The sequence below is a fragment of the Photobacterium galatheae genome, from assembly GCF_000695255.1.
Taxonomy (GTDB): Bacteria; Pseudomonadota; Gammaproteobacteria; order Enterobacterales; family Vibrionaceae; genus Photobacterium; species Photobacterium galatheae.
The window spans coordinates 164,892-177,745 of sequence record NZ_JMIB01000017.1 but is presented as its reverse complement, the minus strand read 5'-3'; the positions used below and the strand labels follow the sequence as shown (position 1 = coordinate 177,745).

The window sequence follows — 12,854 nt, the reverse complement described above, 5'->3', positions numbered from 1 at the left end:
GATAACGTGAAATCACATCCACCTCCAGATTCACCCGACGACCCGGTTTAAACCCGTCCATCGTCGTTTCACCCGCCGTATGGGGCACTATGGTCAGCTTAAATTCAGCCCCACGCACCGCATTCACCGTCAGGCTGATCCCATCGATACTAACAGAGCCTTTCTCAGCCATGTATTTTGCCAGATGATCCGGTGCTTTGACCCAGAACTCAATGGCACGACCGATTTGTGTGCGGGAAATAATTTCTCCCACATCATCCACATGGCCCGAGACCATATGACCGCCAAAACGCGTCGTCGGTAACATCGCCTTTTCCAGGTTCACCAACTGTCCCGGTTGATAATCTTTGAAGGCTGTCCGGTTCAGGGTCTCCAGCGAGACATCGGCCACATAACCTTTTCCGGTCAATGCGACCACCGTCAGACAAACACCGTTGGTCGCAATACTGTCACCCAGTTTGACATCAGACAGATCCAGCGAACCACTGTCAACAGTGACGGAAATATCCTGTCCCTTGACTGCCAGCGCCCGAATGGTGCCAACAGCTTCAATAATACCTGTAAACATTCTAATTCTTCCTAACGCTACGCAGATGATTTGATGCAGCCGCGAATACGAATATCCTGCCCGACCATGCGGACATCATTCAACACCAGTGCCGGAACGTCCTTCATGGCTGTCAACCCATGCAAATCAATCAGACCGCGGCTGTCACTGCCCATCAGTTTCGGGGCCTGATACAAAATGAATTCATCCACCAGCCCTTCACGGACTAAAGCACCAGCGAGCCCGGCTCCGGCCTCGACCCAGAGATGGTTGATATCCTGGCGGGCCAGTGCCTGCATCAATGCCGTCAAATCCAGCAGGCCATTCTCCTGCACCGGGACAACCAGTTGTGAGACATGTTCCGGCCAAGCAAGCGTATCTGCCTGCGCACGGGCCAGCAGTACTTTCCCCGGTAAAGAAAACAAACGCTGTGTGGGCTGAAGACGATTCTGACTGTCAATAATCACTCGGACCGGTTGACGCACTTCCGCTTGCGGATAGTCAGACTGCGTCTGGTCGCCCAGTTCCTGCCAGCGAACATTCAGTGACGGGTCATCCGCCAGCACTGTTGCGCTGGTCGACAGGATGGCACCGGACTGTGCACGAAATCGCTGAACATCTGCTCTGGCTTCAGGGCCAGTAATCCACTGGCTGGCACCATTGGCTAACGCGGTTTTACCATCGAGACTGGCAGCCAGCTTGAGCTGAACATATGGCAAACCCGTTTTCATGCGTTTGATAAAGCCCGGATTGAGTGCAAGGGCATCGGCTTCCAGTAACCCTGTTTCGACCTGAATTCCGGCGTCCCGAAGCATCGTCACGCCCCGGCCCGCTACCTGCGGATTCGGATCAACCATGGCACAGACAACTCTGGAGACGTCTGCCGCAATCAATGCTTCCGCACAGGGGGGCGTCCTGCCATAGTGAGAGCAAGGCTCCAGGGTAACATAAGCGGTTGCGCCCCGGGCGTTTTCTCCCGCGGCACGCAGTGCGAAGACTTCGGCGTGTGGCTGCCCGGCACGATAATGAAAGCCTTCCCCTATCACAGTCTCGTCTTTCACAATGACGCAACCGACATTCGGGTTTGGGGCTGTGGTGAAACGGCCACGTCGGGCCAGATTGATGGCACGACGCATCATGGCGTGATCGGTCGGTGTAAACATGTTGGCTTATTTTTCCAGTTTGGCGATCGCTTCACCAAATTCCCGGATGTCTTCAAACGAACGGTACACAGAGGCGAAACGAATATAGGCGACTTTATCCAATTCGATCAGCGCATCCATCACCAGATTGCCGATCATGTCGGATTTCACTTCGCGCTCTCCGGTCGCACGCAAGCGGGATTTGATCGTATTGATCGCGCGTTCAATGTCATCGGCACTGACCGGACGTTTTTCCAGGGCACGCTCAATACCACCACGCAGCTTGTCTTCATTGAATGGTTCCCGGCTGCCATTGGTTTTAATGACATGCGGCATCACCAGCTCTGCGGTTTCAAAAGTGGTATAACGCTCGCTGCACGCCAGACACTGGCGACGGCGCCGTACCTGATGACCGTCAGCGACCAGACGGGAATCGATTACTTTGGTGTCATTCGCACCACAAAACGGACAATGCATCTTGCCTCCTCAATTTCGTCGACTCAGTGTAACCCAAATCACGTAGCTTGAGAGGCGCAAAGCTAAATTTTTATCAACAAAAACGGCATCCATTGGATGCCGTTTCGCAGTTCTGACCCATCAATGGGTCTTTATTCAGCCTGTCCTGTTTACGCGTAAACTGGCAGACGCTGGCAGATATCCAGCACTTTCGCTTTGGTTGCATCGATCACGTCCTGGTTCTCGATGTTGTCCAGCACGTCACAGATCCAGTTCGCCAGTGCTTTCGCGTCTTCCGTCGTGAAGCCACGACGAGTGATCGCGGGTGTACCGATGCGGATACCTGAAGTCACGAACGGACTGCGAGGATCGTTTGGTACGCTGTTCTTATTCACGGTAATGTTCGCTGCACCCAGCGCGGCATCCGCTTCTTTACCTGTGATATTCTTATCAATCAGGTCAACCAGGAACAGATGGTTCTCGGTACCGCCGGAAACGATCTTGTAGCCACGCTCAAGGAACTGACCGACCATCGCTTTGGCGTTATCAACAACACGCTGCTGATAAGCTTTGAACTCAGGCTCCATCGCTTCTTTGAACGCAACGGCTTTTGCAGCAATCACGTGCATCAGCGGGCCGCCCTGACCACCAGGGAAAACAGCAGAGTTCAGTTTCTTGTACAGCTCTTCACCTGCATTCGACAGGATCAGACCACCACGCGGGCCAGCCAGTGTTTTGTGCGTTGTTGTGGTAACCACATGAGCGTGCGGCACTGGCGTCGGGTAAACGCCGGCAGCAACCAGACCCGCAACGTGCGCCATATCAACAAAGAAGTACGCGCCCACTTTGTCTGCGATTTCACGCATGCGCTTCCAGTCAACAATCTGAGAGTAAGCAGAGAAACCGCCGATGATCATTTTCGGCTTGTGTTCCAGCGCCAGTGCTTCCACTTCTGCGTAGTCAATCTGGCCTTTTTCATCAATACCATAAGGAATGATGTTATACAGCTTGCCAGAGAAATTCACAGGAGAACCGTGGGTCAGGTGACCACCGTGTGCCAGGCTCATGCCCAGAACGGTATCACCCGCATTCAGCAGGGCCATGTAAACCGCACTGTTCGCCTGAGAGCCGGAGTGTGGCTGAACGTTCGCGTATTCCGCACCAAACAACTGACAAGCACGATCAATCGCCAGCTGCTCAGCTTTATCAACGTACTCACAACCACCGTAGTAACGCTTACCCGGGTAACCTTCTGCGTATTTGTTGGTCAGTTGTGATCCCTGGGCTTCCATTACACGCGGGCTGGTGTAGTTTTCAGAAGCAATCAGCTCAATGTGCTCTTCCTGACGGGCTGTTTCTTCCTGAATGGCCGCAAACAGTTCCGCGTCATAATCTGCAATATTCATGTCACGCTTTAGCATCAGTCTCTCCTGACTCAGATAGTTCTCAAATTCGCTCACCTAAGTATCTGACAAGGTCAGACTCTTAGGTCAACGGAAAATCATCAGCATTTTTCCCGATGGGTCCGGAAAACACAACCCCAGACACCACGTCGACGCAAACGTTTTCGTCGCGCCAGCAGATAAGTCGGCATTTTAGCGAAAATCCTCCTTTTCAGATAGCCCTGAAATCGCTTTTTTATCCCCTTTTTTGTTCGTTTTTCTCATTCAGAAGATGAATTTAATTCAAGTTACGTAAATATTCATCAACAAAATTACACAGAAAACTGTGAACACAACCATGATGCGAAAATAATGATTTACAAAACCGTAAATATTAAATTACAAACTGTATTTCTTTCCCTTCAGCCACAAGGATTCATTTTTTCACGCCACGCTATAACATAGCGCGCATTCCCCCTCCTGTGTCGTCGCACTGACGTCATGCCGTATCAGAGGGGTATTTTTTTGGAGGTATCGATTGAAACACCGCGGCCACTCTCGCAAAGAAAACCTGATTGCCATTCTGACTGGCACATTCATTGTCGCACAAGGCGTTTTTTTCTTACAACAAGCGAACTTACTGACCGGCGGAACCACCGGCTTAGCGCTGCTGATGACCCACTTTACAGATTTCAGTTTCGGTCAGCTGTACTTTGTCGCCAATATTCCGTTTTACATCATGGCCTGGTTTCGGATGAACCGCAGCTTCGCGCTGACCAGTATCTGCTGCGGGGCACTGGTTTCCATCATTACAGACAATCTGCACCATGTGGTGGCCATTAGTCAGTTTGATCCGATTTACTGTGCCGTGATTGGCGGCTTACTGATGGGGCTGGGCATGCTGATTCTGTTCCGGCATAACACCAGTCTGGGCGGATTTAACGTGCTGGTGCTTTATCTGCAGGAGAAATTAGGGGTTTCGGCAGGCAAGTTACAGATGGGCATTGATATCAGCATTCTGATTTGTTCTTACTTCCTGATGACACCGACCATTTTGATGCTGTCGCTGCTGGGCGCTGTGATGCTGAACCTGGTGCTGGCCATGAACCACAAACCAGGCCGGTATCACGATGGCAAAGCCACCGCGACACCAGTCACCAACGACTAATCACTTGCGACCAATCACCGTCGGCTCATCACGCAACAACAGGCTCATGCAGCAAACCGGCATGAGCCAGCTTTTCCAGCAACACATCCCTCGCCTGGCGGCGTAAGTCACGATCGAACGCATTGAGATTGACCGAAAGCATCAGCGGCTTCCCTTCTCCACAATCAAGCTGTAATTTCAGCTGATTTTTCACCATTGAAACCGCAGCGATCTGAGAAAAAGGAATCCGGTAACAACCAAGCCAGGGATTCGGAGTAAGATACAAGGCTTCAGACGTCACCATCAGCGCCGTTTTCTTCTTCCCGGCCAGATTTCGGGCAAAAATCACCAGACCCGCCAAAATGGCCAATGCGCCCAGCGGCATCCCGACAATAAGCATCAGAATCCCGACCCCGGCCAGTCCGAAGGCAAGCGGGTCTTCATCGCAAAAACCAAACTGAGGGTGCTCGGGTTTGAGTTCAAATTTCACTTCCTGTAACTGCCGTAACCGCCAGCGATGGCAGTCGACCCAGTAACACATCAGAAAAATCAGTCCCAGCGGAAATAGCACCATCGTTGCAAACAGGGCCAGACCTTTCCCTAAAAGGGGAGACGTTGTCAGCAGCTTCAGACTCATCAGCTGAACAAGCACAGCGACAACAGCCAGCCATTGCCAATATGACCCAAACTCGGGGGATAACGGAAGTCCGGCAGACGGGAAGCTCGCCGGATTCGAACGAAACAGATTCGACAGCACGGGTGCAACCACCATCACCACTGCCACAGCTGTCAGTACGGAGATGGCAAGGCCGCCATAAGTCGACAGAGATACACGCTTCATGATGACTCTCCTTGCAAACATGAATATTAGCTCTCGGCTACTCCGCCAGAGACTCATGCGCGAAAGACAGCCTAAGGCAACAATGCGGCAAGGAAAGTTGGATATTAAATCATCAAATCAACAATTAGAGTTTGATTCATAATCAAAGAGACTTGGTGAAACACAGCCCCGGAAGAAAGCGAGGCTGAGGGCAATTGAGACACATCTTGTGAGGCAATACTGAAAACAAATGCGCGTCATCTGAACACAGTCACACGCAATCAGATCGCGTCTTCATCTTCTTCACCGGTCCGGATACGAACCACACGCTCAATATCAAACATGAAGATTTTTCCATCTCCGATCTTACCGGTTTGCGCTGTCTCAATGATGGTATCGACACACTGCTCCGCTACATCATCGCTCACGACGATTTCCAGTTTCACCTTCGGCAGAAAGTCGACCATGTATTCTGCACCGCGGTACAACTCTGTGTGGCCTTTCTGACGGCCGAATCCTTTGACTTCAGAGACCGTCATCCCCGTGATCCCTACCTCTGCCAGGGCCTCACGCACATCATCCAGTTTGAATGGCTTAATAATGGCTTCGATTTTTTTCATCTCACAATATCCTTTGCTGAGGGCCTGTTGACCCTGAGGTATGCTGCCCCGGGGCGGAGTCTCGGCTCACAATCACCGGCACCGGAAAGCCCCCATTATCACCGATTTTTCATTGAAAACTCAACGACTCACTGACTGCCAAACCATGATTTGCGCACTTCTGGTATTTCTCCGCCCCATAAAAAACCGCTGCACCTGGCAGCGGTTTGAGAATCAACTGTCCGGCACTCGGCCAGCAGTGTTTTAGCCCAGGTTGACCCGCGCATTGCGGAACATGCGCATCCACGGACTGTTCTCATTCCAGTCATCCGGATGCCAGGAGTTCGCAACCGTACGGAAAACACGTTCCGGGTGCGGCATCATAATCGTTACACGGCCATCCTGAGTCGTCAGACCGGTGATCCCGTTTGGTGAACCATTCGGGTTGGCCGGATAGTTCTGAGTCACCTTGCCGTAGTTATCCAGATAACGCAGGGCTACCGTGCCAGATTGCTCAATCGCAGACAGGTGATCCGCATTGCGCACTTCCACCCGGCCCTCACCGTGAGACACCGCAATCGGCATCCGGGAGCCAGCCATGCCATTGAAGAACAGCGAGTCACTCTGCTGAACTTCCACCAGACTGAAACGCGCTTCAAAACGCTCAGATTCGTTCCGGACGAAACGCGGCCACAGGTCTGCACCCGGGATCAGGTCACGCAGGTTCGACATCATCTGACAGCCATTACACACACCCAGTGCGAATGTATTGTCACGATGGAAGAAACGCTGGAACTGATCACGCGCCATAGTGTTAAACAGGATGGACTTCGCCCAGCCTTCACCTGCGCCCAGCACGTCACCGTATGAGAAACCACCACAGGCGACCAGACCGTGAAAACCATCCAGCTCGACACGGCCAGACAAAATATCGCTCATATGAACGTCACGGGCATCGAAACCGGCACGGTCAAAAGCTGCTGCCATTTCAACATGGGAGTTCACCCCCTGCTCACGCAGAATCGCCATCTTCGGACGCGCACCGGTCGCAATAAACGGCGCAGCCACATCTTCGTTAATATCGAAGCTCAGTTGGATGTTCAGACCCGGATCGTTGCTGTCTTTCTTGGCTTCAAACTCTTGCAGAGCGCCTGCCGGATTATCACGCATCGCCTGCATCTGGTACGTGGTTTCCGCCCAGATCGTACGCAGTTCTGTCCGGTTCTGTTCCAGCACCCGATCGTTGCCGTTCCAGATACGCACCACATCTTCGTCGATGACCGTACCCATCACATGACTGCAAGCTTCCAGACCGAACTTCGCCAGCTCACCCTCGACATGCGCCAGATCTTCAGTACGCACTTGCAGTACCGCACCCAGTTCTTCGTTGAACAGGGCTGCCAGCACATCCTCACAGGCATCTGCATCTGTGGTATTGAGATCAACTTCAACCCCGACATGACCGGCAAAAGCCATCTCAGCCAGCGTCACGTACAGACCACCGTCACCGCGGTCATGGTAAGCCAGCAGCTTCCCGTCGCGCAGCAGACTCTGTACGGCATGGAAGAAACCTTTCAGCAACTCAGGGCTGTCGACATCCGCAGGCTGATCCCCCAATTGCTTGTACACTTGGGCCAGTGCGGTGGCACCCAGGCGATTCTTACCACACCCAAGGTCAATCAGAATCAGACTGGATTCACCCTGATCCGTTCGCAGTTGTGGTGTGACCGTCTTACGGACATCTTCTACGCGACCAAAAGCGGTAATCACCAGTGACAGCGGTGATGTTACTTCTTTCTCTTCGCCGTTCTCTTCCCACTTGGTCTTCATCGACATGGAGTCTTTACCGACCGGAATCGTCAGCCCCAGCGCAGGACACAGCTCCTCACCGACAGCTTTCACCGCTTCATACAGACCGGCGTCTTCACCCGGGTGACCGGCTGGTGACATCCAGTTCGCAGACAGTTTAATTCGCTTCAGATCGCCGATGTCGGCACTGGCAATATTAGTAATGGCTTCACCGACGGCCAGACGAGCCGAAGCTGCAAAATCCAGCAGGGCCACAGGCGTCCGCTCACCCATCGACATCGCTTCGCCATGGTAAGAGTCGTAGCTTGCTGCCGTCACCGCGCAGTTCGCAACCGGCACCTGCCAAGGACCGACCATCTGGTCACGGGCAACCAGGCCGGTCACCGTACGGTCACCAATGGTGATCAGGAAGGTTTTCTCCGCAACCGCCGGCAGGCGCAGCACGCGATGTGTGGCTTCTTCCAGCACAATGCCACTGCGGTCAATCGCTGTGCCCTGTGCTTTTTGTGACTTCACGTCACGATGCATCTTCGGCGGTTTACCCAGCAGAATATCCATCGGCATATCAATCGGCGTGTTGTCGAAGTGGCTGTCATCCAGCGACAAATGGCGCGCTTCTGTCGCTTCACCCACAACCGCATACGGTGCACGCTCACGCTGACAGATAGCATCAAATACGGCCATCTGCTCTGGTGCAACCGCCAGCACATAACGTTCCTGCGATTCGTTACACCAGATTTCCAGCGGACTCATGCCCGGTTCATCATTTGGCACATCACGCAGGTGGAACTTACCGCCACGTTCACCATCGTTCACCAGCTCAGGCAGGGCATTCGAAATACCGCCTGCACCAACATCGTGGATAAAGGCAATCGGGTTATCATCGCCCAACTGCCAGCAACGGTCGATCACTTCCTGACAGCGACGTTCCATTTCCGGGTTTTCACGCTGGACCGAAGCAAAATCCAGATCTTCGGCCGACTGACCGGAAGCCATGGAAGAGGCCGCACCGCCACCCAGACCGATATTCATTGCCGGACCACCCAGCACGATCAGCTTGGCACCCACCGGAATTTCTTTCTTCTGGACGTGCTCATCACGAATATTCCCCAGACCACCGGCAATCATGATGGGCTTGTGGTAGCCGCGGATCTCTTCACCGTTGTGAGACGTGACTTTCTCTTCGTAAGTCCGGAAGTAACCCAACAGGTTCGGACGACCGAATTCGTTATTAAATGCCGCGCCGCCCAGTGGGCCTTCCAGCATAATATCCAGTGCGGTCACGATTCGGCCTGGCTTGCCAAAGTCGGTTTCCCATGGTTGCTCAAAGCCCGGAACACGCAGATTCGATACCGTAAAGCCAACCAGACCGGCTTTTGGCTTACCGCCAATGCCCGTTGCGCCTTCGTCACGGATTTCACCACCGGAACCGGTGGAAGCACCCGGCCATGGCGAAATTGCCGTTGGGTGGTTGTGCGTTTCCACTTTCATCAGGATATGTGCCGCTTCCTGATGGTAGTTATACTGACGGTTGTCTGCATCCGGGAAGAAACGACCGACTTCAGAGCCCACCATGACTGCGGCGTTGTCTTTGTAGGCAGACAACACATAGTCACTGTGCTGCTCGTAGGTATTCTTGATCATCTTGAACAGCGACTTTTCCTGATCAACACCGTCAATCGTCCAGTCTGCGTTAAAGATCTTATGGCGGCAGTGCTCAGAGTTTGCCTGGGCAAACATCATCAGCTCGATGTCGTTCGGATTCCGGCCCAGTTTGGTGAAGTTTTCAACCAGATAATCAATCTCATCTTCAGCCAGTGCCAGTCCGAGAGACAGGTTAGCCACTTCCAGTGCCTGACGACCACCAGACAGAATGTCCACACTCTGCATCGGTGCAGGTTCAGCGTGTCGGAACAAGGCTTCCGCCTGTTTGAAATCATCAAACACGACTTCCATCATGCGGTCATGCAGCAGACCTTTCAGCGTTGTTTGCTGGGCCTCGCTCAGCGCTGCTGAGGTCGCGACATAATAAGCCGTACCGCGCTCAAGACGTTTGATTTGTCGCAAACCACAGTTATGGGCAATATCTGTTGCTTTGGAAGACCATGGTGAAATGGTGCCAGGACGTGGTGTAACCAGCAGCAGTGCGCCGCTCGGTTCATGCTCGGCAATCGTAGGGCCATAGGTGAGTAGGCTGGTCAGGGTTTCCTGGGCCTGGCTGTCGAGCGGCGCAGCCAGCTCAGCAAAGTGCATGTACTCGGCATAGATACCTGTAACAGGCAGACCAGAAGCCTGGCAACGCGCCAGCAGTTTATTGACACGAAACTCAGACAGTGCGGGTGAACCACGCAAAATTTCCATGTGCGTACGACTCTCGATTAGCAATTGAATGAAGGTGATATTGGCCTGATCCCCACCCCGGGAGCCACGTCAATGCCACCTTGTTCAGCGCTGATTTCCTCCTTGGGTTCAGAGGAACGGCGGTAGTATACGGGAAAAGCGAGTGTGACGTAACACCTGACGCAACCGTTTGCGTGATTTTTTTTCAATCCACCGCGAATCCGCAGCGATCTTTGACCACCCACCCAAAAATGGGCAAATTTTCACCTATTATTCAGCCGCCAGATAAGATCAAACCGGGGGCAGCTTTGCCCGGAATGCGACCTTTGGTATAAAGGACCCCTAAACAGACAGATGAGCATGAATTATTGAGACGGTTAACTTTTTCCGCCAGACTGCGGCACCTGATCGCTATCTTATTGACAAGCTTAGTATTATCAGGATGTCAGTGGGAGAATGACACCCGCACAGAGTTGGAACGGATCCGCGACAGTGGTGTTCTGCGTGTTGGGACACTCAACAATCAGATTTCTTACTACATCGGTCCGGACGGCCCGACCGGGCTGGACTACGACCTTGCCCAGCGTTTCGCCGATAAGCTGGGCGTCAAACTGGAAATGCAACCTGTCTTCTCGCTTTCAGGTCTGTTCCCAGCCCTGACACGCAACGATGTTGACCTGCTTGCCGCAGGACTGACCATGACACCGGAACGTATCCGCTCTTTTCGTGCGGCACCGGCTTATTACTATGCCAGTCAGATTCTGGTTTATAAGAAAGGCAAATGGCGTCCGCGAGATGTGGACGATTTAGCCCAGAATAAAGGCCAGCTGACCGTCGTGCGAGACTCCAGCCATGAAAAAAATCTGCTGGAACTCAAAAAAGATCATCCGGCCCTGACCTGGCATGCCGTTGATGAAGTCGACAGCGAAGAGCTGCTCAGACAGGTCGCCGTGGGCGAACTGGATTATACCGTTGCCGATTCAGTGGATGTGGCACTCAGCCAGCGAATTCACCCGGATATCGCTGTTGCTTTAGAACTGACCGACGACCAGCCAATTGGCTGGTTCCTGAACCCGAGCAACGACGACAGCCTCTATGCCTTGCTGATTGAATTTTTCGGTGAACTCAAACAAACCGGCGAACTGGCAAAACTGGAAGAGAAATATTTCGGCCATGTCGATAAGTTTGACTATGTGGATACCCGGGCTTTCTTGCGTGCGCTCGAAAGCAAACTCCCCCGCTGGGAAGGTCTCTTCAAAAAATACGCCGATGAGTTTGACTGGCGTCTGCTGGCTGCACTGTCTTATCAGGAATCTCACTGGAACCCGAGAGCCGTTTCGCCAACCGGCGTGCGTGGCATGATGATGCTAACCTTGCCCACAGCTAAATCAGTCGGCGTCCAGAACCGTCTGGATCCGGAGCAAAGTATTCGGGGAGGCACAGAATATCTGAGAAGAATGGTCGCCCGAGTCCCGGACAGCATTGAACCACACGAAAAAGTCTGGTTCGCGCTGGCGTCATACAATGTCGGCCATGGCCACATGCTGGATGCCCGGCGTCTGACCAAACAGCAAGGGGGCAATCCGGATGCCTGGAGTGATGTCAAACAGCGACTGCCGTTACTGCGTCAACAGAAGTACTATCGCCAGACCCGCTACGGTTACGCCCGTGGTGATGAAGCACTGCTCTATGTGGAAAACATCCGTCGTTACTATCAAAGCATCATCGGTTATGAACAAGCACATAGTCAGCCTTTGAATAGTGAAGGGATCAGACTGGTGGATGACTGGCAGACCATTACGCCAGTTGAAACAGGGGAAAACGGAAAGCCCCTGGCTGAGCAGGCAGCCGAGAATGCAATGGAAGCCGTCCTGGAAAACACCAAGGCCAACAAGCATGTGAGCCGCTGATCAATCCTCACCGGGTGGCTGTCAGGTCACTCGGTGTTTATTGCTCCGAATCATTTCCCAATTGTGCTGCCTGCCGGGCAGCTTGTTTCAGCGCTTTTTTTTCATCACGACGCCGCTTAAAAAATGCCTGTAATTGCTGCCGACATGCCGCTTCCAGCATCCCCCCCTGAAACGCCACATGATGGTTCACTCCGGTATAACTGAGCAGGTTCATCACACTCCCTGCCGCGCCGGTTTTCGGATCCGGTGCGCCATACACCACCCGGCCAATCCGGCTGTGCACCATCGCTGCGGCACACATCGGACAAGGTTCCAAGGTGACATAGAGCACCACGTCCAGCAGACGATAATTTGCAAGCACTTGGCCAGCCTGACGTAACGCCATGATCTCAGCGTGTGCCGTGGCATCATGCTGACCGATCGAACGGTTCCAGCCTTCACCAATGACTTCACCATGAAGGACCGCAACGGCACCAACCGGTACTTCCCCTTCGGCTTCTGCTCTGCCCGCCAGCTCAATGGCACGCTGCATGAAAAATTCGTCCTGACTGATTGTGTCGCTCACTTTGGTTCTCTGCTGTCGCTCTCGGGGCGAAGGATTATAAGCGAAGCGCCTCACACCCACCAGCACCACGCCTGAATCCCTCACCAGAATCCCTCGCCGCCCCCTGACACGCATTAGGCACAACGGGCAATTCTCAC

Annotated in this window: 10 protein-coding genes; 2 read left to right on the top strand and 8 right to left on the bottom strand. The window is 53.2% G+C overall.

The genetic code is table 11. The features are described from left to right. The 4 genes from EA58_RS09130 to glyA form a co-directional block, all read right to left on the bottom strand. Positions 1–568: riboflavin synthase (locus EA58_RS09130; RefSeq protein WP_036751587.1), on the bottom strand; the 568-nt coding region annotated here is incomplete at its 3' end. Positions 569–585: 17 nt separating this feature from the next. Further along, a complete protein-coding gene (gene ribD, locus EA58_RS09125) occupies positions 586–1,710 on the bottom strand; it encodes a bifunctional diaminohydroxyphosphoribosylaminopyrimidine deaminase/5-amino-6-(5-phosphoribosylamino)uracil reductase RibD (RefSeq protein ID WP_036751585.1) in 1,125 nt (374 codons plus the stop codon). Between the two features lie 6 nt (positions 1,711–1,716). Continuing rightward, the gene (nrdR, locus tag EA58_RS09120; protein ID WP_036751583.1) at positions 1,717–2,166 is read right to left on the bottom strand and encodes a transcriptional regulator NrdR; all 450 of its coding nucleotides are present in this window, start codon (positions 2,164–2,166) and stop codon (positions 1,717–1,719) included. A gap of 149 nt (positions 2,167–2,315) precedes the next feature. After that, positions 2,316–3,566: a serine hydroxymethyltransferase gene (gene glyA, locus EA58_RS09115; protein ID WP_036751582.1), complete on the bottom strand. Its 1,251-nt coding sequence runs from the start codon at positions 3,564–3,566 to the stop codon at positions 2,316–2,318. Positions 3,567–4,065: 499 nt separating this feature from the next. Here glyA and EA58_RS09110 point away from each other — a divergent pair, with 499 nt between their 5' ends. Next, positions 4,066–4,695, top strand: coding sequence for a YitT family protein (locus EA58_RS09110; protein ID WP_036751580.1), 630 nt, complete (start codon positions 4,066–4,068; stop codon positions 4,693–4,695). A 28-nt stretch (positions 4,696–4,723) separates the two neighbouring features. Here EA58_RS09110 and EA58_RS09105 read toward each other — a convergent pair whose 3' ends face one another. From EA58_RS09105 to purL, 3 genes are all read right to left on the bottom strand, one after another. Continuing rightward, positions 4,724–5,515, bottom strand: a complete 792-nt coding sequence (locus tag EA58_RS09105; RefSeq protein WP_036751578.1) for a hypothetical protein — start codon at positions 5,513–5,515, stop codon at positions 4,724–4,726. A gap of 260 nt (positions 5,516–5,775) precedes the next feature. Continuing rightward, on the bottom strand, positions 5,776–6,114 hold the full coding sequence (gene glnB, locus EA58_RS09100; RefSeq protein ID WP_036751576.1) for a nitrogen regulatory protein P-II: 339 nt from the start codon (positions 6,112–6,114) through the stop codon (positions 5,776–5,778). Between the two features lie 243 nt (positions 6,115–6,357). After that, positions 6,358–10,263 carry a phosphoribosylformylglycinamidine synthase gene (gene purL, locus EA58_RS09095; protein WP_036751575.1) on the bottom strand — a complete coding sequence of 1,302 codons (3,906 nt, stop codon included), beginning with the start codon at positions 10,261–10,263 and terminating at the stop codon, positions 6,358–6,360. A 398-nt stretch (positions 10,264–10,661) separates the two neighbouring features. On the opposite strand from purL, the gene mltF reads away from it, so the two are divergent. After that, on the top strand, positions 10,662–12,152 hold the full coding sequence (mltF, locus tag EA58_RS09090) for a membrane-bound lytic murein transglycosylase MltF (RefSeq protein ID WP_051641975.1): 1,491 nt from the start codon (positions 10,662–10,664) through the stop codon (positions 12,150–12,152). 37 nt (positions 12,153–12,189) lie between these two features. Here the strand turns inward: mltF and tadA are convergent, their stop codons facing one another. Beyond that, on the bottom strand, positions 12,190–12,717 hold the full coding sequence (tadA, locus tag EA58_RS09085; RefSeq protein ID WP_036751637.1) for a tRNA adenosine(34) deaminase TadA: 528 nt from the start codon (positions 12,715–12,717) through the stop codon (positions 12,190–12,192). Positions 12,718–12,854: the final 137 nt, after the last annotated feature.

Bases quoted from the DNA above. Each gene is read 5' to 3' on its own strand.
- glnB (WP_036751576.1), bottom strand. From the start codon at position 6,114: ATGAAAAAAATCGAAGCCATTATTAAGCCATTCAAACTGGATGATGTG.
- EA58_RS09105 (WP_036751578.1), bottom strand. From the start codon at position 5,515: ATGAAGCGTGTATCTCTGTCGACTTATGGCGGCCTTGCCATCTCCGTA.
- ribD (WP_036751585.1), bottom strand. From the start codon at position 1,710: ATGTTTACACCGACCGATCACGCCATGATGCGTCGTGCCATCAATCTG.
- purL (WP_036751575.1), bottom strand. From the start codon at position 10,263: ATGGAAATTTTGCGTGGTTCACCCGCACTGTCTGAGTTTCGTGTCAAT.
- nrdR (WP_036751583.1), bottom strand. From the start codon at position 2,166: ATGCATTGTCCGTTTTGTGGTGCGAATGACACCAAAGTAATCGATTCC.
- glyA (WP_036751582.1), bottom strand. From the start codon at position 3,566: ATGCTAAAGCGTGACATGAATATTGCAGATTATGACGCGGAACTGTTT.